The following is a 19,457-nucleotide window of genomic DNA, read 5'->3' as shown; positions in this document are numbered from 1 at the left end:
CCGCCACGCACCGGCCGTCGTCACCGGGCCCCACCGGCCCCGCGGACGTGGCCCGTCAGCCGCGGGCCGGCACGCTCCGCCGGAGTGCGGCGGCCGGGAGCGCCCCCGGCGCGCGGGGCGGCGCACAAGAGCGGAAGATCACGTTCCGCTTATCCTTGGGTGGGCAGAATCACTGCGCGACCCCGTGCGCCGACGGGGCACGACGGTCCGTGCCGGGCCACGCGGGTCCCGGCCTCGACGAAGGGCACTCACGGTGATCACGACAGTCCTCATGATCGAGAAGGCGATGGTGCCCACCGACGTCGACCTCGTCACCACCCTCCACGGTGACGACCCCGTCGCCTTCGTGGTGCTGCTCCAGCCCCGGGGGGACCAGGACCGGCTGCTGCGGGCGCTGGACGACGTGGCGCTCGGCGAGTTCGGGCGGGCGGTGCGCGAGAACGACGTCCCCGAGGGGCCGGACGCGGTGCCGCCGGCCGAACGGGCGCTCCACCACTCGGTGGCGGCACTGCGGGACGCCGGAGCGGAGGCGGAGGGGCGGCTCGTCGCCGACCACCCGCTGGAGGAACTGGCCGCGGTGGTCCGCGAGGTGTCGGCCGACGAGGTGGTGGTGCTGACCGCGCCCCACTACATCGAGGAGCTGTTCCACCGCGACTGGGCCTCCCGGGCCCGCCACAAGGTCGGCGTACCCGTCCTGAAGCTCTTCGCCCACGCCGAGTGAGAGCCGCGCGCCGCACCGCGCCCCCGGCGTGCGGCGCGGCGCGCGGCCCCCGCTGCCCCTGGGCACGCGCACACGGTGCGACAATCCACGGGTAGGAATCGACGAGGGAGAACGCGCATGGCAGCAGGCCCGCCCACTTGGGATCGCCCCCACTTCATCGGGGTCGGCGGAGCGGGGATGTCCGGCATCGCGAAGATTCTCAGCCAGCGCGGCACCGCCGTCGCCGGCAGCGACGCGCGCGAGTCCGCGACGGTCCGAGCCCTGCGGGAGCTGGGCGCACGCGTGGCCATCGGCCACGAGGCGGACCACCTCGCGCCGGACGCCAGCTGCGTGGTCGTCTCCAGTGCGATCCGGGACACCAATCCGGAGCTGGCCGCGGCCCGGGAGCGGGGCCTGCCGGTGCTGCACCGCTCCGAGGCGCTGGCCGCGGTGATGGAGGGCCGTCGCGCCCTCGCCATCGCCGGGACCCACGGCAAGACCACCACCACCTCGATGCTGGCCGTCGCGCTGCGGACGCTCGGCCTGGAGCCCGGTTACGCCATCGGTGGCGACCTGGACCACCCGGGCTCCAACGCCGAGAACGGCGGCGGTGACCTCTTCGTCGCCGAGGCCGACGAGAGCGACCGCAGCTTCCACCGGTACGCCCCCGAGGTGGCGGTCATCCTCAACGCGGAGTTGGACCACCACGCCAACTACGCCTCCATCGAGGAGATCTACGAGTCCTTCGAGACCTTCGTCGGCCGGGTCCGCGACGGCGGCACCCTGGTCATCAACGCCGACCACCCCGGTACGCGCGAGCTGGTCGGGCGGGTCGCGGCCGACACGGCCGCCCGCGGCGTGCGCGTGGTCACCTACGGGGCTGCGCCCGACGCCGACGCCCGGGTGCTGAAGGTCGAGCCGAAGGGGCTCACCAGCGAGGTCACCGTCTCCCTCGCCGGGCAGGAGATCGCGTTCACCGTCTCCGTCCCCGGTCGGCACTACGCCCACAACGCCGTCGCCGCGCTGGCGGCCGGGGCGGCCGTGGGCGTCCCCGCGGACCAGCTGGCCGCCGCTCTCAGCAGCTACACGGGGGTGGCGCGCCGCCTCCAGCTCAAGGGGGAGGCCGGCGGGGTGCGGGTCATCGACTCCTACGCCCACCACCCGACCGAGATGACGGCCGACCTGGAGGCCGTCCGGGACGGCGCCGGTGACGGGCGGGTGCTGGTGGTCTTCCAGCCGCACCTCTTCAGCCGCACCAAGGAGCTGGGCACCGAGATGGGCCAGGCCCTGGCGCTGGCCGACGACTCCGTCGTCCTGGACATCTACCCGGCGCGCGAGGACCCGATCCCCGGGGTGACCAGCCGGCTGATCATCGACGCCGCGCTCGCCCACGGTGCCAAGGCGGTGCCCGAGCCCGACATGACGGCGGTCGCCCGCCGGATCGCCACCATGGTCGCCCCCGGCGACCTGGTGCTGACGATGGGGGCCGGCGACGTGACCGACCTCGGCCCCGCGATCCTGGCCCGGCTGGCCCAGGCCGGCTGAGCGGCGTCCGACGGCGGTCCGGACACGCCCGGACCGCCGTCGGACGAGCCGGACGCCGGGAATGAAAAGCGGGCCCCGGCCCGCTGTCACCACCGGGCGGGCGCGGGAGCGCCGCCCGGAGAACGAGTTTCGAGGAGCGGGACCATGGGCTACGAGGTCGAGAAGACCGACGCGCAGTGGCGCGAGGAGCTGACCGACGAGGAGTACCGCGTGCTCCGGCAGGCGGGCACCGAGCAGGCGTTCACCGGCGAGTACACGGACACCACCCGAGTCGGCGTCTACAACTGCCGCGGCTGCGGCACCGAACTGTTCCGCTCGGGCACCAAGTTCGAGAGCCACTGCGGCTGGCCCTCGTTCTACGACCCCGCGGACAGCGACGCGGTCGAGACGCGGCCCGACCACTCCATCCCGGGCCGGCCGCGCACCGAGGTGCTCTGCGCCACCTGCGGTTCCCACCTCGGGCACGTCTTCGAGGGGGAGGGGTACGAGACCCCGACCGACCTCCGCTACTGCATCAACTCGATCGCGGTCAGGCTCGTCGCCGAGGACGGCGGCGACCCGGCCGCGTCCTGAACGCGATGGACGCCCGGCCCGCCCGGCTGCCCGTCCTGGTGGTCCAGCACGGGCCGCAGGGCGGGCCGCGCCGTGTCGGCGTCTGGCTGGCGGAGGCCGGGCTGGAGCTGCGGGTGGTGCACGGCCATGCCGGGGACGACGTGCCGGAGCGTCCCGACGGCCACGCCGCGGTGGTGGTGCTGGGCGGTGGCTACCTGCCCGACGACGACCACCGTGCGCCGTGGCTCGCGCCGACCCGCCGCCTCGTCGCGGCGGCGCTGGACACCGGCGTCCCGGTGCTGGGCATCTGCCTGGGCGGCCAGCTGCTGGCGCACGTCGCCGGCGGCACGGTGGAGGGGGAGAGCGGCGCACCCGAGTTCGGGTCCACACGCCTGACGCTGCGCCCGGAGGCCGCCGACGACCCGCTGTTCCACGGGCTGCCCGCCGAGGTGACCGCGATCGAGCGGCACGTCGACCGGATCACGGTGCTGCCGCCGGGCGCCCACTGGCTGATGGAGAGCCGGGTCTGCCCCCACCAGGCGTTCCGCGTCGGCGCCACCGCCTGGGGCACCCAGTTCCACCCCGAGGTGCCCGCCGACCGGTTGGCGGAGTGGGACCCCGAACCGCTGCGCCGCCGCGGGCTCGACCCGGACGAGCTCGCCCGGCGGGCAGCGGCGGCGGAACCTGCCGCCCAGGCCGTCTGGCGGAAGGTGACCGACCGGTTCGCGCGCGTGGTCGCGGAGACGGCTCGGAGCGGCCGCCGAGGCTGACCGCCCCGCGACGGCCGCCGTCGCCCGGGCCCCTGCTGCCGGGCCGGCCCGTCGGCCTGCGCCCCACCGGTCGGCGACCGCGTGCCCCGTCGCCCCCCTCAGTCCCCGTCCGCGGTGAGGCGCAGCACCGCCACCGACCGGCCCGGCAGCCGTACCCCCGCGGCCTCGCGCGCCACACCGTCGCCCGGCCGGGCGGCCAGCACCTCGTGGCGCCCGGGCGGCAGCGGTGCCGTCGCGGCGGTCTCCGAGAGGTTGACCGCGACGGCCAGCGGCCCGGAGCGCACCACCAGCAGCCGCCGCCCCTCGTCCGCCTCAGCGCTGACCTCGCCCAGCGTCAGCGTCGTGGGCAGGTACGCCGCGCGCAGCGCGATCAGCGTCCGGTGCCACTGCCGGAGCTCGTCGTCGCCCGGGCGCGGAGGCCACCGGAGCACCGACCGGTCACGGGTCGCCTCGTCCTGCGGGTCGGGCACCTCCCCGGGCTCCCAGCCGTGCGCCGCGAACTCCCGGCGCCTGCCCTCGCGGACGGCCGCCGCCAGTTCGGGGTCGGGGTGGTCGGTGAAGTACTGCCAGGGGGTGTCCGCGCCCCACTCCTCGCCCATGAACAGCATCGGCGTGAAGGGCCCGCACAGCACGAGCGCGGCGGCGCAGAACAGCAGCGAGCGGTCGACCCCGGCCGCGAGCCGGTCGCCGAGCGCTCGGTTGCCGATCTGGTCGTGGGTCTGGGCGTAGCCCACCAGGCGGGCGGTGGGCAGCTCCCGACGCAGCGGGGCGCCGTGGTGCCGCTCCCGGAAGGCGGAGTACCCGCCGTCGTGGAAGAAGCCCCGGGTGCAGGTGGCGGCCAGCGCGGTGAGCGGGGCGCGCGCGAAGTCCGCGTAGTAGCCCTGCGCCTCACCGGTCAGGGCGGCGTGGAGGCAGTGGTGGAAGTCGTCGTTCCACTGGGCGTGCACACCGTGGCCGTGCGCGGCGCGCGGGGCGGTGGTGCGCGGGTCGTTGAGGTCGGACTCGGCGATGAGGAAGAGCGGTCGGCCGGTGGCCTGCGCGAGGGCGTCCACCGAGGCCGACAGTTCGCTGAGGAAGTGGCGTGCGCGGGTGTCGGAGAGCGCGTGCACGGCGTCCAGCCGGAGGCCGTCGAGCCGGTACTCCCGCAGCAGCGCCAGCGCACTGCCGGCGAAGTAGGCGCGCACCTCGTCGCTGCCGGGGCCGTCGAGGTTGACGGCCTCGCCCCACGGGGTGCGGGTGCGGTCGGTGAAGTAGGGGCCGAACTCGGAGAGGAAGTTGCCCGAGGGGCCGAGGTGGTTGTGGACGACGTCGAGGACCACACCCAGGCCGGCGCCGTGCGCCGCGTCCACGAAGCGGCACAGTGCCGCCGGGCCGCCGTACGGTTCGTGCACCGCCCAGGGGGCGACGCCGTCGTACCCCCAGCCGTGGCGCCCCGGGAAGGGCGAGAGCGGCATCAGCTGGACGTGGCTGACGCCCAGTTCGGCCAGGTCCGGCAGCCGCTCGGCGGCGGCGTCCAGGGTCCCCGCGCCGGTGAAGGTGCCGACGTGCAGTTCGTAGAGGACGGCGCCGGGCAGGCCGCGCCCCGTCCACGGGTGCTCCCACCGGTGGGCGGTCGGGTCCACCACCGCGGCGGGTCCGCCCGGGCCGTCCGGCAGCCGGCGGGCCCGCGGGTCGGGTCTGACCGGCCCGCCGTCGAGCCGGAAGCCGTACCGGGCTCCGGTCGCGGCCTCGGCGGTGGTGCGCCACCAGCCGGGGCGCGCCGGGTCGGGGACCATGGTCTGCGTCGCGTCGTCCAGCTGGAGCGCGACCTCGCGCGCGTGGGGTGCCCACACCTCGAAGAGCATGTGCACCATGGTCGGTCCCCGGCCCTCCCGGGGCCAGACCATCGCCCGGCGTGTGGCGGCGCGCTGGTGGGGCAGTGGCGCCGCGGCTGCCGGGCCGGTGGGTGACGGCGGCAACTGCGCTCGCGCCGGACGGTGTTGGTGGGGCGACCTGTTACAGAACTGTCGCGGGGTACCGATCAACTCGTCCCCTGACCTGCCCGAGAATGATCCGCATGACCTCCGCCGATGAGACCACGGCCCTCGCCGTGCAGGACACCGACCGGGTTGCCGCCCTGACCGCGCTGCGGGCGGGCGTCGCCCAGCGGAAGGTGTCGCACGACACCTTCCAGCGCCGCATGGAGATCGTCGTCACCGCGGACGAGGTGTCCGACCTCTACGCCGCGACGGCGGACCTGGGGGAGCGGCGGCCCCGCAGCCGCGTCGTCCGCACGGTGGGCCGGGCCTCCGCCTTCCACCAGCGGGTTCGCCGCGCGTGGGACTCGGAGCGCCTGCCGCGGCTCGTCCTGCCCGCCCCCGGCCGCCACCCGATCTCCGTCGGCCGCGCCCCGGGCTCGGTGCTGCGGATCAGCGACGCGTCCGTCAGCAGGTTCCACGCGCAGCTCAAGGGCGTGGGGGACACCTGGACCGTGCGCGACATCGGCTCCGCCAACGGCACCTGGGTGAACGGGGCGCGGGTCATGGGAGCCGCGCCCGTCGGGCCCGGCGACACGCTGCGTTTCGGCAGCGTGGGCTACCTCGTGGCCGAGCCGGGGGCCGAGGCCGCCGAGCGCTGAGGACCCGCCACGCCGCCGGTGGGGCCTGCCCCGCCGGCGCTGGGGGGCGCGCCGCCGCTGGGGCCCGTCCCGCCGAGGGCGGCGGGACGGGCCGCCGCCGTCAGCGGCCGGACCATGCTCCGAGGAGAGCGCCGACCGTCTGCCCGGCCTGGCTCAGCGCGTTGCCGGGACCGAACCAGTCGGCCGTGGAGTTGACCGGTGCGCTGTGCGACGCGTGGGTCGCCCCGCCGTGGGAGGCGTGCGAGCCGTGGTGGTCGTGGTCACCGAGGTCGGGCACGGCCGAGTGGGCCTCGGCCACCTCCGCCGAGGCACCGGTGCTGCCGCCCGGCACCGTGACCTCGCCGTTGCCGCCGTCGAAGACGACGTCCGAGCAGCTGTAGAAGGTCTCCGGGCTGTCGGACCGCTCCCAGACGGTGTAGATGATGTGGCGCCCCTCCTTGTCGTCGGGGAGCGTGGAGGTCCAGTAGTACTCGTCCTCGATCGATCCGACACCGGTCCACGGCGGGTCGTCGACGGAGGCGAAGGGCTCGTCCTCCATGTCGTCCCAGGTCAGCGGCTGCGAGGGGTCGAAGCCGTCCTTGGTGACGTACATGTGGAAGCTGCCGGGGTGGTGGGCCCACACGTTGTAGCTGAAGCGGTAGTCGTCGCCCGCGGTGACGTGGGTGTAGGGCCAGTCGTCCCGCGGCAGGTCGAAGCCGGAGAAGTCGAAGGCGCCCGAGGCGCCGCTGCACAGCTGCCCGTCGGGGATGAACCCGGCGGTGCGGCCCTGGCCGTTGGACTGCAGCACCGCGAACCAGTTGTAGTACGCGTTGTGGCCGCCCTGGGCCAGCGCCGCGGCACACGCCGGGTTGCTCGGTGTGATCTGGCCGGTGTGGTCGATGCTGTGGACGTAGCAGAGGTAGGTGCGGCTGCCGGGGTCCATCGGCGCGCCGTGGGCGGCGGCCGACCCGCCGGTCATCATGACCATCGCCATGGCGGGGAGAGCCGCGGTGGCGGCGACCAGGGCGGTCTTCCTCGACAGCGTGCGTCGCTTCGAACGGTCCTTCATGGCGGACGCGTCCCTTCGTGAGACAGCATGTGGGGGGAGAGCGCGATGGGAGCGCTCCCATATCCGAGAAGGTAACGGGGTGTTACATGCACGTAAAGACACCGCGTGCGACGGCCGCGCGCCCTCCGGTCGCTTTCGGACAGCCATCCGACCGATGCGCAGCAGTCGCGCGTCCGCGCCACCGGCGGCGGCGACCGCCGCGGCCGGTGGTGGCGTCGCCTCCCGCCTCCCGCACGTTGGCCCGATGCCGGTGCGTCCGCGGCGGCCACGGATGCCCCGCCCCGCCGCCGGTACTTCGCGAAACCCTGTTGCGGCCACCGCTGCCGCCCGGGTAGACCTGCCGATGGCGCCGCCACCGTGGCGATCCGCCGAGACGACGCGAAAGGAGGACGAGCGATGCAGTCCGTGCCCCATCCGCCCGTGTCCTCCCGGGTCGGCGACCACCGCTGAACCGGACCGGCCGGGCGCCCACGCCGAACGGTGCCCACGTGAACCAGCACGACCTGACCCTGCGTCCGATCACCGGCCGCGAGGAACTCCCCCTCTTCACCCGCTTCCCGTACGCCCTCAACCCCGAGATCGCCGGCGACCTCGACGCCGGGCGCCGCCGCCCCTCCTGGCTCTGGGTGGCGGTTCGGGGCGACCGCCCCCTGGCCCGCGCCGGATGGTGGAGCCGGCCGGGTGCGGCCGGCCCGCTCGTCCTCGACATCCTCGACCTCGACGGAGCCCTGCCGCCGAGCGAGCGCCTGGCCATCGGTGAGCGCCTGCTGCGCGCGGCGACCGCCGCGGTAGTGCCCACCGGGGAACGCCCGCCCATGTACAGCCGTTTCGTCCCCGCCGACTGGCGCGAGGACCCGGATGCCCGCCCGGTCGTCGAGGAACTCGGCAACGTGGTGCGGCGAACCGGCGGATTGCCGTTCGTGGAACGGCTCCGCCTGGAGAGGGGCCCGGCCGCCCCGCCCCCGCTCACCGGTCGGCTCGCCTTCCGGGAGCCGCGCGACCCCGGTGAGCTGATCGACCTGATGACGGACGTCCTCCCCGGCACGCTCGACGCGCACAGCCGCGACGACCTGACCAGGATGTCCGCCCGCCAGGTGGCCGCCGCGCACTACGAGGAGGAGATCGCCCGCTTCACCACTCCGCGGTCCTGGTGGCGGGTGGCCACGCTGCCCGACGGCGAGCCGGTCGGGTTCGTCGTGCCCGCCCACAACGGGTACAACCCGATCATCGCGTACCTCGCGGTGCTGCCGGCCCACCGCGGCCGGGGGTACATCGACGACGTCCTTGCCGAGGGGACCCGGGTCCTGGCGGAGCAGAACGTCCCCCGTATCCGCGCCTCGACCGACCTGGGCAACACCCCCATGGCCGACGCGTTCCGCCGTGCGGGGTACCGGGAGATCGAACGCGAGATCACCATGACCTGGCAGTGAGACCGAAGGGCGGGCGGCACCCGGTGCGGGTGCCGCCCGCCCGTCCGCCTCAGCCGGTGCGGACCAGCAGCGCCACCGGTGCCCCGGCCAGCAGCTCCGCCACCGGCACGCCCGTGTCGGCTTCCCCGACGGTGAGGACGCGGCCGGTCGTCCGGTCCGTCCACACCCCCGGCGGCACGGCCAGCGCCGTGTCCTGCCAGCCGCCTCGCCTGCCGACACCGCGCGACAGGCGCGTGACGACCGTGAGCACCCGGCCCGCCCGGGTGAAGGCGAGGCAGTGCTCGCCCAGCGGGCCGTCGGCGGCCACTGCGCGGTACTCCCCGCCCGGCCCGAACCACTCCGGGTGGTCGCGCCGCAGCCGCAGCGCGGCCGCCGTCAGCCGCAGCTTCTCCGTCGCCAGGTCGTCCGGCCCGCCGCTGCCCCGGTGGGACGGCGCCCCGTCGGACGACGCCTCGGCGTACACGGCGCGCAGCTCCGCCTCGGGGAAGGCGACCGGGCGCCGGTTGTCGGGGTCCACGAGGGCGGGGGCCAGCGTCTCCGTCCCCTGGTAGAGGTCGGGAACCCCCGGCATCGTCAGGTGCAGCAGTGTCTGGGCGAGGGTGGCGGCGCGCGTCGACTCCGCCAACTCCTCGCGGAGCGAGGCGAGCAGCGGCGCGGCAGTGCCGCAGGGGCCGGCCTTCACGAACTGCGCCAGCGCCCGTTCGTAGGCGGTGTCCGGCTCGGTCCAGCCGGTGCGGAGCGCCGCCTCGCGAGCCGACTTCAGCGCTGCACCGCCGAGCCGCTCCGGGTCGGGGACGCCGAGCCCCAGCGCGTTCTGCCAGACGCTCCACGCCAGGTGGGCGTCGGGCGGGCGTGTACCGGCACGTTCGGCCTCCTCCGACAACCGGGGGAGTGCCCGCTCCCACGCCTCCGGGTGCTCGGACAACGCCAGCAGCACCGCCCGGACGTCGGCGCTGCGCTTGGTGTCGTGGGTCGAGAGCACCGTGCCCGAGGCCGGCCAGTCCCGCTGCCTGCGCTCGCAGAAGGCGTGGAACTCCTCCGGCGCGACGACCGGGTCGCCGGGCTCCCCGCCCACCTCGCAGGCCGACAGCAGCGGGGTCCACCGGTAGAACGCGCGGTCCTCCACCGACTTGGCGCGGAGCGCCGCCGAGGTCTGCGCGAACCGGGCGCGGAAGTCCTCCCGGCCCCCGCCCGACCCCAGCCGACCCAGGGCGAGTTCACGGACGACGGCGACCGCCTCGGCCTCCTCGGGCACGGTGAACGCCGCCCGCGCCTCGTCGGCCGCGGCCCGCAGCAGCACCTCGTCCGCAGGGGTGGGCGGCCCCGCGGCGGGCACGTAGGGCCGGTAGACGGGCAGCGCCGCCAGCACGCCCTCGATCGCCGCGCGCAACGCCCAGGGCGCGTGGTCCCGGAGCCGCTGCGTGGGGTCCGCGGCGCAGATCCGGCTCGCGGTGCGTGTCAGGCGGGTCACCTCGGCGGCCAAATCGCCGCGGACCACGTCCCCGGTGGCCCGGCGGACGGTCGCCTCCCAGGCGCCGCCCCGGTCGGCCGGCGCCCCGCTCCGCTCGCGGTACTGCTCGGTCAGCCGGTCGAGCCCGGCGCCGTCGGTCAGCACCCCGTCGATGTGGTGCAGCGCGTCGTAGCCGGTGGTGCCGGCCACGCGCCAGTCGAGCGGCAGCTGTTCACCGCGGGCCAGGATCTTCTCCGCCACCGTCCAGATGCCGCCCGCGCGTTCGGCGAGGCGGCGGAAGTAGCCCGCGGGGTCCGCCAGGCCGTCGGGGTGGTCCACCCGCAGCCCCGCGATGACGCCCTCCGCCACCAGTCGCAGCACGGTGCGGTGGGTGGCCTCGAACACCTCGGGGTCCTCGACCCGCAACGCGATGAGTTCGTTGACGGTGAAGAACCGGCGGTAGTTGAGTTCGGTGCGCGCCAACCGCCACCAGGCGAGCCGGTAGTGCTGGGCGTCCAGCAGCTCCGGCAGCGGCAGCTGGGCGGTGCCCTCCCGCAGTGGCAGCCGGAGATGGTCGCCGAGGCGCAGCTCGCCGTCGGCGACGCGCAGCGACGCCAGCTCCGTCCCGACCGGACCGCCCAGGACCGGCAGCAGCAGCCGTCCCCCGCCCGCCTCCCAGTCGATGTCGAACCAGCGCGCGTGGCGCGAGCCCCGGCCGTGCAGCAGCACGTCCCACAGCGGGTCGCCGGGGGCGGCGGGGGAGGGTACCGCCATGTGGTTGGGGACGAGGTCGGCGACGAGGGCCAGCCCGTGGGCGGCTGCGGTGCGCGCCAGGGCTCGGAGCCCGTCCTCGCCGCCGATCTCCGGCCGCACCAGGTCGTGGCGGGTCACGTCGTAGCCGTGCGCCGAGCCCGCAGCCGCCTCCAGCACCGGCGAGAGGTGCAGGTGCGAGACGCCGAGGCGGGCCAGGTGCGGCACGAGCCGCTCCGCCGCCGAGAACGGGAACTCGGGGCGCAGCTGCAACCGGTAGGTGGCGGTGGGCACCGCGGGGGGAGGCGCCGGACGGGCGCCGTCGGACGGCGCGACGGGGGTCGGGGTCATGGAGGGTCCGCCTTTCGCGGAAAGGGGTGGTCGACGCGGCGGTGCGGGCGGCGCGAGGGGGCGGAAGGGCAGCGGCGGCGCCCGGTCGCGGGCCGCCGGAGTCAGGGGCGCGGGCTCCCCGGCGCGTGTCCGTGGCTCCGCTCCCGCGCACGGGCTGCGGTCCGAGCCGTGCCCGCAGTACGCTTTCTTGATCCATCGGAGGCGGACGAAGGCGGTGCGGAAGGGTGGGAGCTTCGGGGCGTGAGCTCCCGCCGGGCGGCGGGGCGGGCACCCCGGGCGTGGTGTCGGCCACCGCGATGCCGCTGCCCCGCCCGGTGGAGATCGGCGCCGACCTGAGCTGGAGCCCGCAGGACTGGGCGGAGGTGCGGGTCCGCGTCGAGCGCGCCGGCCGCGCCTACGTCTGGCTCAACCTCGTCGAGCAGCGGCTGCGGGCCGTGGTGGGCGCGGTGCTGCGCCCGGTGTACGAGCCGGTCCACGGCGAGGAGTGGGAGGTGGCGGCGGCCGGGCCCACCGGCCAGGAATGGGTGCAGCGGGCGGCGGCGCTGCGCGAGGTGAGCCGCCGCAAGGGGCACGTCCTCGACCCCGCCGACGACACGGTGCTGGCGTTCCTCACCCTCCCGCAGCTGCGGGAGCTGATCGTGCAGCACTGGCCGTGCTTCTCCCCGTACCTGGAGAGCCGCCGCGAGCTGGAACTCACCCTCGACGAGTTGGAGTCGGCGCGCAGCGCGGTCGCCCGCAACCGCGGTCTCAGCGCCCACGTGCTGGACCAGGCGGAACGCGGCTGCGCGCGACTGCTCCGGATGCTCGCGTCCCCCGGGCCCGAACGCCCGGCGGAACGGCTGCCCGCCGACGCCGTGGAACAGCTCGTCGGGGACCGCTTCGCCGACGTGGCGGCCGTCCACGCCGACCGGGCCCGGTCGCAGCGGCGGGTCCCGCCGGAGGAGCTGTTCGCCGGCGCCCGCCGCCTCGACGCGGTGGGCACCGGGCTGGGACTGCTGGTGCAGAACTACCCCGGCCGGCGGCTCCAGCGGCTCGCGGACTCGGGCTGCCGCATCCGGCTGCTCTTCCTCAACCCGGCCGGCGGCACCATGCGGCGCCGCGAGCGGGAGCTGGGGCTGAAGCGGGGGGAGCTGAGCCGGGCGGTGGAGACCAGCATCCTTCATGTACGCAGAGTACGCAGCCGAGTGCGGGATGCGAAGGCTTTCCGTATTCAGGTGTTCGACGAGATCCCCCGGTTCAGTGCTTATTTCGTCGACTCCGACGGGCCCGACGGAGTCGCCGTGGTGCAGCCGTACCTCGGGCGCAGCCGGGGGATGGAGTCCCCCGCCCTGGTGCTGCGGCGCGCCCCGCGGGAGGGGGCCACCGGACTCGTTCCGGGCGGCGAGGGACCCGAACCGGGCCTCTACGACACCTACATGGAGGACTTCGAGTGGCTCTGGGAGGAGTCGCGCCCGGTGTCCTGAGCCGGGGCCCCCGGGACGGGTGGGGCACCGCAGTTCGACCAGGTGGGCACGGGCGACGCAACCCGTGATCCGCACTTGCCATTTGGGTGGCCGCCTCATAGCGTCGGCCGGGCCCGCCCGCCCCCCGGAAGCAGACGATGCGCCAAGACATCCCCCCTATGACGTCCGTCCGCCAGATCACGCAGAAGAAGCGTGACGCCTGGTGGACCGTACTGCTCGTGGACCCCGTCGCCACACCGCTGGTCCGCTGGACCGCGGTGTGGACGAGGTTCACCCCCAACCAGATCACCTGGATGGCGCTCTTCCTCGGCCTCGGAGCCGCCGCCTGTTTCGCCATGGGCAGCTGGACCTGGCTGCTGGCGGGGGCGCTGCTGTACCACCTCAGCTTCGTGCTCGACTGCATGGACGGCAAGCTCGCCCGGCTCACCGGCACCGGTTCCGTCTTCGGGGCCTGGCTGGACTACGTCTTCGACCGCATCCGCGTGCTGGCCTGCGCGGTCGCTCTGATGGGCGGTCAGTACGCCCGTACCGGCGACGTCGTGTACATCTGGCTCGCGCTGGCTGTCGTCTTCCTCGACATGCTGCGGTACATCGACGCGTTGCAGATCTTCAAGGTCCGCCACGAGATGCGCAAGCAGATCAAGGCCCGCGCGGAACGCGCTGCCGCGGCGGACAACGCCATAGAGCTGGCGTTCATGGAGGACCTGCTCCGCGACAACCCCGAGGCCGACACCGAGCTGGACGACGCGCAGCGGCGCGGCGCCCGCACCGGTGAGATCGCACGGGCCGCGTCCCAGGAGCCCGGGGACACGGCGGGGGTGCCCGCGCAACGCGCGGCAGCGCCCGGCGCCGACCGGTCCGTGGTCGACCTGCACCGGGAGTTCCGCAGCCGGTTCCCCTGGTACCTGCGCGCCCGGTCGTTCCTGCTGCGGCACCGTGTCCGCACCCACCTGGTCAGCGGTATCGAGTTCCAGATGGCCGTCTTCATCGTCGCGCCGCTGTTCAACGCGATCATCCCGGTGACCGTCGCGGCCGGCGCGCTGCTGCTGGTCTTCGAACTCGCCATCATCTACAAGCTGCAGCTCTCGACGCGGGACTTCGCGCGGACGATAGCGGACTTCGACGCACAGGAGCGGCAGCGGCTCTCCCAGGAGGAGCAGGCGGCCGAGGAGCTCGTACCGGAGCAGGTCTCCGACGCGACGGCCCGCGCGCAGGAGGAGGCCGGCTCCCGCTGACACCACCGTGGTGGCACCGCCGTGGCGCGGCCGGAGAGATCCGGCCGCCCCACGCTGCGTCCTGGCCTAAGGGGTGTCCCGTAAATGATCTACGGGTCGGCTCAAGCACGGTTGGCCGCTGTGCGGCCTGCTGGCCTACCCGGCGAGGGTGAGGTTGTGCATCCGGGCGATGCCGAGCATGGCGTGGTGGACGCCGTCGCCCTTGAGGCGGCAGTCGCGGAGGATCTTCCAGGTCTTCATGCGGGCGAAGACGTGCTCGACGCGGGCGCGGATCTGCTTGTGGGACTTGTTGTGGTCATCTTTCCAGGCCGGGAGTTCGCTCTGGCCGCGCTGCCGGCGGTGGGGGATCACGAGTCCGGTGCCCGGGTAGCCGCCGTCGGCGATCGTAACGGTGTTGCCCACGGCAGCCTTGGCGCCGGATTCCTCCCACGCCTTGCAGTCGTTCCGGTTCCCGGCGAGCGGTCGGCCGACCACGACGACCAAGCGGGTGTCGGCGTCGATGACGACCTGGTGGTTGGTGGAGTACCGGTAGTTCTTCGATCGCTCGGCGATCGTGTGGTCCCGAGTGGGGACCAGGGTGCCGTCCACGATGAGCACGGTGTCCTTGGCAAACCGCTTGCGGGGCTGGAGCGCGAGCATCGGCCCGAGGTGGTCGATGATGCGGTCCGCTGCCGACTTCGACGCGCCGAACAGCGGGGCGAGTTGCCGCATGGTCAAGTTCGTGCGCCAGTAGGCCACGACCAGAAGGGCCCGGTCCTCCAGCGGAAGGCTCCACGGCCGACCCTTGCGGACGGCGTTCGCACCCTGGCGCCTCAGAACGGTCACCAGCTTCCCAAACTGCCTCGGGCTCAGCCCGCTGAACAGGGCTATCCAGGACGGCTCCGACGCCGTGATCACACCAGCCACGGCGAGATCGTCTCATCTTGATCATGGTGCGGGGCCGCCGGCTTCTGACGGGACATCTCGGTCGCCCGGACGGATTCGGCATGAGAGCCTCTTGCCCGTGGCTACTGAGACCGAGGTGGGACAGCTGTTGCACCAGCGCGGCTGGAGGACGGCGTTCACGGCCGCTGAAAGGGTGAACGCGTGGGCTGCCCTGGTGAGCGCCATCGAACGCGGCTACGGCGATGACATCTACGAGTACACCAACGACCTCTACTGCCGAAACTGGCTGCACGAGGCGTGGCTCCTGCTGGACGAACACGTCGTTCAGTTCTGGACCCCGCGGGTCAAATCCTTGGACGCGCAGTACAAGGCCGCGACCATCGAAGACGACGGCCAAGCACTCGATCAGTTCCACAGGCTGCCTGGCGCTGACCTGTGGTGGTGGCGGCGCCACCCCCGCATCCTCACCGGAGACCTCGGCCGTTCACTTCGCTCGGCCGGTGCCATCGGCGCCGACCCGGACACGACATGACCCTCAGCCTCGTGGGATTACGGGACAACGCTTAGGCTCCTGGCATGGACGAACCCACGGTCCGCGTGCTGCTGCTGCGCGGCGTCAACGTCGGCGGGCACCGCAGGGTGCCCATGGCGGAGCTGCGGCAGCTGCTGACCGAGGCGGGACACCGGCACGTTCGCACCCTGCTGCAGAGCGGGAACGCCGTCCTCGTCACCCCGCCCGGCCCCACCGACGAGGTGGCGGCAGCGGTGGCGGCCTCGCTGGCCGACCGGTTCGGGTTCCCCGTGCAGACGCTGGTGTTGGAGACGGCGACGCTCCGCGGGATCGTCGCGCGGTGCCCGTTCCCCGCCGAGCAGCTCGACCCCACCGGGGTCCACGTCGCCCTCCTCGACCGGCCGGCGCGCGAACACCCGCTGGCGGACGCCGACCCCGCCCGGTTCGCCCCCGACGAGTTCCGGCTCGGCGAACGGGAGATCTACGCGCGCTACCCGAACGGCTCCGGCCGCAGCCGGCTCGCGCAGGCGCTGGCCGCCCCACTGCCCGACGGTGTCGCCACCGCCCGGAACTGGCGCACCGTCACCCGGCTGCTCGAACTCGCGGAGGCCACTCCCGCGGAGTGAACGGTGTCCGCGCGGCCCCGGGCGGACACACGGCCGGACCGTGTTCGCGCGGGGCGATTCCGCTCACCGCCGAGCGGCCGCCCGTCCGCTCCGGGGAACGGGCACGGTGGACACCATGAGACTTCTGATGCTGGGCGGGACCGGGTTCGTCGGACGGGCGGTGGTGGCCGACGCGGTGCACCGCGGCTGGGAGGTCACCACCTTCCACCGGGGCGGCGCCCCGGACGTGCCCGGGGTCCGCTCCCTGCGCGGTGACCGCATTACGGCGGCCGGCCGGGCGGCGCTCGGGGCGGGGGAGTGGGACGCGGTGGTCGACACCTGGTCCGGCGCGCCCGGCGTGGTGCGGGAGACCGCTCGGCTGCTGCGCGGCAGGGTCGGGCACTACGGCTACGTCTCCTCCCGCTCGGTCTACCTCCACCCCCGCCCTGCCGGCGCGCCGACCGCCGAGGCCGCCCCCCTCGTCGCGGCCGACCCCGACGGCCCGGCCACGGAGTACGCCCGCGACAAGCGGGGCGCGGAGATCGCCGTGAACGCGGCCTTCCCCGGCGCCTGCCTGCTGGCGCGTGCCGGGCTGATCCTCGGCCCCCACGAGGACATCGGCCGCCTGCCGTGGTGGCTGCTGCGGATCAGCCGCGGCGGTGACGTCCTCGCGCCGGGCCCCCGCGACCTGCCGCTGCAGTACGTGGACGCGCGCGACCTCGCGGGCTGGCTGCTGGACGCTGCCGCCGGCGGTCTCACCGGCACCTACGACACGGTCTCCCGCAGCGGCCACGCCACGACGCAGACCCTGCTGGCGGCGTGCGTCGCCGCGACCGGGGCCGACGCCCGGCTGCGCTGGGCGCCGGCCGGGACGCTGCTGGCCGCGGGGGTCGAACCCTGGACGCAGCTCCCGATCTGGCTGCCGCCGGGCGAACTGCACACCGCACTGCACGGCGCGGACACCCGCCGGGCATACGCGGCGGGGCTGCGCTGCCGCCCGGTCCGGGAGACGGTCGCGGACACCTGGGAGTGGCTGTCGGCCCTTCCGGGCGTGCCGCAGCGTCCGGGCCGGCCGCCGGTGGGGCTGGACGCCGCCCGGGAGCGGGAGATCCTCGCCGGCCTGTGACGCCGCGGCGCTACCCCGGCCGCCAGGGCCGGGGCCGGCGGTGCCCGGCCGGGCCCTCAGCGGGGCGGGCCCTGCCGCTCCTCGCCCTCCGTGACGCAGGCGGTGCGCCCGCCGTGGCGCCAGTCGGCCGGGGCGCTCTGGAGCCGTTCGGCGAGGTCGAGGGCGTCCATGCCCTCCTGCGGCGAGCCGGGGAGCGGGTCGCCGATGATCGCCACCTGGAGGTTGGCCGCCTCCCAGTCGTCCTCGAACTCCCACCGGTCACCGGTCTGCACGAAGAGGTCCTCGCCGACCCGGGTGGGAGGAGCGGCCACGTACTCCAGGACGGCCCACTCGCCCTCGAAGCCGCACCGCGCGTCCTCGGCGGTCTGGCCGGGCACGACCCGCCAGCCGTCGAGCGTCTGCTCCGGAGGCGTCCTGGGCTCGCCGCCGGGCGAACCGAAGACCATCCAGGCACCCATGCTGACCAGGACCGACACGGCGATGCCGCGCGGTGGCCACGATCGTGAACGTTCCGCTGACGTCTCATCCGGCACCCCGGCAGGTTATCCGGTCCAGGCCGCCTGCACACAGTCGCGCGGTGCGAGGCGCGGTCGGCGTCGTGCCCGTGGCGCGCCCGGGCCCGCGCCGCGTGCCCGCTCGCGACGGCGGGCCGGGCGGTTGTTGCCGGTATCCGGCATTCGAGACCCGTCGGCGGCGTTCTTGACGCCAACCGGTCACGCTGCGAAGCTCGTTGTGTGAGCCAGGCTGATCTTCTCTTCGTGCGGTTGCACGTCGATCTCCGCCGCCAGGCCAGCGCCCTGTGTGCCGGCCGCCGCTGAGACACGGTCAGCCGAGCCCCGCCACGGCCGCCGGGAGCACCTCCCGGCGTCGCTGAGGCGCCGCCGCTCCCGCTTCCCCCTCCGCGACCTCCCCCTGACCGGGTGGCACGGCCGACGCGCCCTGCCCCCGCGGGCCGGGCCGCGCGGTGGGTGGGCGAAAGCGGACCTCGGGTGACCGGACCGCCCCCGCCCGGCGGAACCACCGCCGGCCCGCCGCCCCGTGGTCCACACGCCCTAAGGCACGCCATGACACAGATTCTCGCCGTCTCAGGCGGCAACTCCCCTTTCTCCCGCGCTGAACTCCTGGTGCCGCACGCCGTCGACCGCCTCACCGCCACCGGGTTCGACGCCGCGCACCTCGCCGTTCACGGCCTGCCGGCCGAGGAGCTGCTGGCCGGGCGGGCGGAGTCCGCCGCGATCCTCGGCGCCGTGGACGCCGTCGCCCTCGCCGACGGGGTCATCGTCGTCACGCCCGTCGTCCGGGGCGCCTACTCCGGTGTCCTGAAGACCTTCCTCGACCTCCTGCCGCACGCCGCGCTGGCCGGCAAGACCGTCCTGCCGCTGGTGACCTCCGCCTCCACCACCCAACTGCTGGCCCTGGACTACGCGCTGCGGCCGGTGCTCAGCGCGCTGGGCGCCCGCCACATCGTGGGCGGCTGTCTGTTCCTCGACGACGATGTCGAGCGCTCGCCGACCGGCGGTACCCGACTGCGCGACGCCGCCGAACAGCGGCTGTTCGCCGTGGTCGACGACTTCGTCGAGTCGCTGCCCGCCCACGCCGGTGCCGGCGGCTGACGGCCGCCTCCCGCACCGCGCACCCGGCCGGCGCCCCACCCGCGGCGCACCGGCCCCCTCACCTCGCATCCCTGAGGAAACAGGAGCAGACCATGCATTCCTCCACCGCTCTCGCCGATCTCACCCCGCCCCCCGGGCCGCTCGCCGCGCCACAGCTGCTTCCGCTGGCCCGCCGGTCGGCCCGGCCCGCCGCCCCGGCTCCCGCCGCCGACACCCCCCGCACCCCGCTGGTCGGCTACCTCGTCCTGGCACCGGCCGGGACCGACCCCACCGAGCTGCTGAACGCCGTCCGGGCGGAGTTCCGCGGCCCGCCGGTGCCGCTGACGGTGCTCCCCGCCCCCGTCGACTCCCCGCCGCAGCCCCCGGCGGCCCTGCCGGCCCCGGACGCGGTCGCGGCGTCGGCGGGGGAGCGCCCCACCGCGGCCGCTCCCGCGGACGTCAGGGAGAGCGCCGGCATCCGCGTCGACCGCACCGCGCGGACGGTGGAGGTCGACGGGGTCCCGCTCGACCTGACCTACCTGGAGTACGAGCTGCTGGCGCTGCTCGTCGCCCACCCGCACCGCGTCTTCACGCGCGACCAGCTGGTCGAGACCGTCTGGGGGTACGGACCGGTCGGGGACCGGCGGACCGTCGACGTCCACGTGGCCCGGGTGCGGCGCAAGCTCGGCGACTACCGCGCCCGGGTGGTCACCGTCCACCGGGTCGGCTACAAGTACGTGCCGCCGACCACCGCCGGCTGACCGCACGCGACCGGCCCGCACCCCCTCGCGAGGGGGTGCGGGCCGGTCGCGTGCGGTCAGCCGGCG

The 19,457-nt window shown here is 74.9% G+C and carries 18 protein-coding genes; 13 read left to right on the top strand and 5 right to left on the bottom strand.

All coding sequences use genetic code 11. The features are described from left to right. Window positions 1–253 precede the first annotated feature (253 nt). The 4 genes from HCN56_RS13845 to HCN56_RS13830 all read left to right on the top strand — a co-directional run bounded on the left by HCN56_RS13845 (window position 254) and on the right by HCN56_RS13830 (window position 3,567). Window positions 254–721, top strand: a complete 468-nt coding sequence (locus tag HCN56_RS13845; protein WP_167970928.1) for a putative universal stress family protein — start codon at window positions 254–256, stop codon at window positions 719–721. A 117-nt stretch (window positions 722–838) separates the two neighbouring features. Then, window positions 839–2,245: a UDP-N-acetylmuramate--L-alanine ligase gene (murC, locus tag HCN56_RS13840; RefSeq protein WP_167970926.1), complete on the top strand. Its 1,407-nt coding sequence runs from the start codon at window positions 839–841 to the stop codon at window positions 2,243–2,245. A gap of 144 nt (window positions 2,246–2,389) precedes the next feature. After that, window positions 2,390–2,818: a peptide-methionine (R)-S-oxide reductase MsrB gene (gene msrB / locus HCN56_RS13835; RefSeq protein ID WP_167970924.1), complete on the top strand. Its 429-nt coding sequence runs from the start codon at window positions 2,390–2,392 to the stop codon at window positions 2,816–2,818. Between the two features lie 5 nt (window positions 2,819–2,823). Beyond that, complete coding sequence (locus HCN56_RS13830; RefSeq protein ID WP_167970922.1) at window positions 2,824–3,567, top strand: type 1 glutamine amidotransferase; 744 nt, start codon at window positions 2,824–2,826, stop codon at window positions 3,565–3,567. A gap of 98 nt (window positions 3,568–3,665) precedes the next feature. Here HCN56_RS13830 and treZ read toward each other — a convergent pair whose 3' ends face one another. Then, entirely contained in the window at window positions 3,666–5,411 is a 1,746-nt protein-coding gene (gene treZ, locus HCN56_RS13825; RefSeq protein WP_167970932.1) for a malto-oligosyltrehalose trehalohydrolase, read from the bottom strand. A gap of 212 nt (window positions 5,412–5,623) precedes the next feature. Here treZ and HCN56_RS13820 point away from each other — a divergent pair, with 212 nt between their 5' ends. Beyond that, window positions 5,624–6,184 carry an FHA domain-containing protein gene (locus tag HCN56_RS13820; protein ID WP_167970920.1) on the top strand — a complete coding sequence of 187 codons (561 nt, stop codon included), beginning with the start codon at window positions 5,624–5,626 and terminating at the stop codon, window positions 6,182–6,184. A gap of 100 nt (window positions 6,185–6,284) precedes the next feature. Here the strand turns inward: HCN56_RS13820 and HCN56_RS13815 are convergent, their stop codons facing one another. After that, complete coding sequence (locus HCN56_RS13815) at window positions 6,285–7,232, bottom strand: lytic polysaccharide monooxygenase auxiliary activity family 9 protein (protein ID WP_167970910.1); 948 nt, start codon at window positions 7,230–7,232, stop codon at window positions 6,285–6,287. Window positions 7,233–7,720: 488 nt separating this feature from the next. Here HCN56_RS13815 and HCN56_RS13810 point away from each other — a divergent pair, with 488 nt between their 5' ends. Continuing rightward, window positions 7,721–8,662, top strand: a complete 942-nt coding sequence (locus HCN56_RS13810; RefSeq protein WP_167970908.1) for a GNAT family N-acetyltransferase — start codon at window positions 7,721–7,723, stop codon at window positions 8,660–8,662. Between the two features lie 49 nt (window positions 8,663–8,711). Here the strand turns inward: HCN56_RS13810 and treY are convergent, their stop codons facing one another. Further along, window positions 8,712–11,213 (bottom strand): malto-oligosyltrehalose synthase, encoded by a 2,502-nt coding sequence (treY, locus tag HCN56_RS13805; protein WP_167970907.1) that lies wholly within the window; start codon window positions 11,211–11,213, stop codon window positions 8,712–8,714. Window positions 11,214–11,437: 224 nt separating this feature from the next. Between treY and HCN56_RS13800 the strand changes: the two genes are divergently transcribed. Further along, a complete protein-coding gene (locus HCN56_RS13800) occupies window positions 11,438–12,676 on the top strand; it encodes an SAV2148 family HEPN domain-containing protein (RefSeq protein ID WP_376770874.1) in 1,239 nt (412 codons plus the stop codon). Between the two features lie 158 nt (window positions 12,677–12,834). Then, entirely contained in the window at window positions 12,835–13,911 is a 1,077-nt protein-coding gene (locus HCN56_RS13795; protein WP_245246517.1) for a CDP-alcohol phosphatidyltransferase family protein, read from the top strand. Window positions 13,912–14,046: 135 nt separating this feature from the next. Here HCN56_RS13795 and HCN56_RS13790 read toward each other — a convergent pair whose 3' ends face one another. Then, on the bottom strand, window positions 14,047–14,817 hold the full coding sequence (locus HCN56_RS13790; RefSeq protein ID WP_167970893.1) for a transposase: 771 nt from the start codon (window positions 14,815–14,817) through the stop codon (window positions 14,047–14,049). 97 nt (window positions 14,818–14,914) lie between these two features. On the opposite strand from HCN56_RS13790, the gene HCN56_RS13785 reads away from it, so the two are divergent. The 3 genes from HCN56_RS13785 (at window position 14,915) to HCN56_RS13775 (ending at window position 17,038) form a co-directional block, all read left to right on the top strand. Beyond that, on the top strand, window positions 14,915–15,328 hold the full coding sequence (locus HCN56_RS13785; RefSeq protein ID WP_167970882.1) for a hypothetical protein: 414 nt from the start codon (window positions 14,915–14,917) through the stop codon (window positions 15,326–15,328). Between the two features lie 44 nt (window positions 15,329–15,372). Beyond that, the gene (locus HCN56_RS13780; RefSeq protein ID WP_167970880.1) at window positions 15,373–15,933 is read left to right on the top strand and encodes a DUF1697 domain-containing protein; all 561 of its coding nucleotides are present in this window, start codon (window positions 15,373–15,375) and stop codon (window positions 15,931–15,933) included. A gap of 115 nt (window positions 15,934–16,048) precedes the next feature. Then, a complete protein-coding gene (locus tag HCN56_RS13775) occupies window positions 16,049–17,038 on the top strand; it encodes a Rossmann-fold NAD(P)-binding domain-containing protein (RefSeq protein WP_167970878.1) in 990 nt (329 codons plus the stop codon). A 56-nt stretch (window positions 17,039–17,094) separates the two neighbouring features. Here HCN56_RS13775 and HCN56_RS13770 read toward each other — a convergent pair whose 3' ends face one another. Continuing rightward, a complete protein-coding gene (locus HCN56_RS13770) occupies window positions 17,095–17,571 on the bottom strand; it encodes a hypothetical protein (protein WP_167970875.1) in 477 nt (158 codons plus the stop codon). A gap of 531 nt (window positions 17,572–18,102) precedes the next feature. Here HCN56_RS13770 and ssuE point away from each other — a divergent pair. Both ssuE and HCN56_RS13760 read left to right on the top strand, forming a co-directional pair. After that, a complete protein-coding gene (gene ssuE, locus HCN56_RS13765) occupies window positions 18,103–18,651 on the top strand; it encodes an NADPH-dependent FMN reductase (protein WP_167970873.1) in 549 nt (182 codons plus the stop codon). Between the two features lie 92 nt (window positions 18,652–18,743). Next, window positions 18,744–19,391, top strand: coding sequence for a winged helix-turn-helix domain-containing protein (locus HCN56_RS13760; RefSeq protein WP_167970871.1), 648 nt, complete (start codon window positions 18,744–18,746; stop codon window positions 19,389–19,391). Window positions 19,392–19,457: the final 66 nt, after the last annotated feature.

The organism is Streptomyces lonarensis (genome assembly GCF_012033735.1).
GTDB classification, from domain to species: Bacteria; Actinomycetota; Actinomycetes; order Streptomycetales; family Streptomycetaceae; genus Streptomyces; species Streptomyces lonarensis.
This window is presented reverse-complemented; position numbering and strand designations above follow the sequence as displayed.

Coding starts and splice junctions, on each gene's coding strand:
- murC (WP_167970926.1), top strand. CDS start 839: ATGGCAGCAGGCCCGCCCACTTGGGATCGCCCCCACTTCATCGGGGTC.
- msrB (WP_167970924.1), top strand. CDS start 2,390: ATGGGCTACGAGGTCGAGAAGACCGACGCGCAGTGGCGCGAGGAGCTG.
- HCN56_RS13830 (WP_167970922.1), top strand. CDS start 2,824: ATGGACGCCCGGCCCGCCCGGCTGCCCGTCCTGGTGGTCCAGCACGGG.
- treZ (WP_167970932.1), bottom strand. CDS start 5,411: ATGCTCTTCGAGGTGTGGGCACCCCACGCGCGCGAGGTCGCGCTCCAG.
- HCN56_RS13820 (WP_167970920.1), top strand. CDS start 5,624: ATGACCTCCGCCGATGAGACCACGGCCCTCGCCGTGCAGGACACCGAC.
- HCN56_RS13815 (WP_167970910.1), bottom strand. CDS start 7,232: ATGAAGGACCGTTCGAAGCGACGCACGCTGTCGAGGAAGACCGCCCTG.
- treY (WP_167970907.1), bottom strand. CDS start 11,213: ATGACCCCGACCCCCGTCGCGCCGTCCGACGGCGCCCGTCCGGCGCCT.
- HCN56_RS13795 (WP_245246517.1), top strand. CDS start 12,835: ATGACGTCCGTCCGCCAGATCACGCAGAAGAAGCGTGACGCCTGGTGG.
- HCN56_RS13780 (WP_167970880.1), top strand. CDS start 15,373: ATGGACGAACCCACGGTCCGCGTGCTGCTGCTGCGCGGCGTCAACGTC.
- HCN56_RS13775 (WP_167970878.1), top strand. CDS start 16,049: ATGAGACTTCTGATGCTGGGCGGGACCGGGTTCGTCGGACGGGCGGTG.
- ssuE (WP_167970873.1), top strand. CDS start 18,103: ATGACACAGATTCTCGCCGTCTCAGGCGGCAACTCCCCTTTCTCCCGC.
- HCN56_RS13760 (WP_167970871.1), top strand. CDS start 18,744: ATGCATTCCTCCACCGCTCTCGCCGATCTCACCCCGCCCCCCGGGCCG.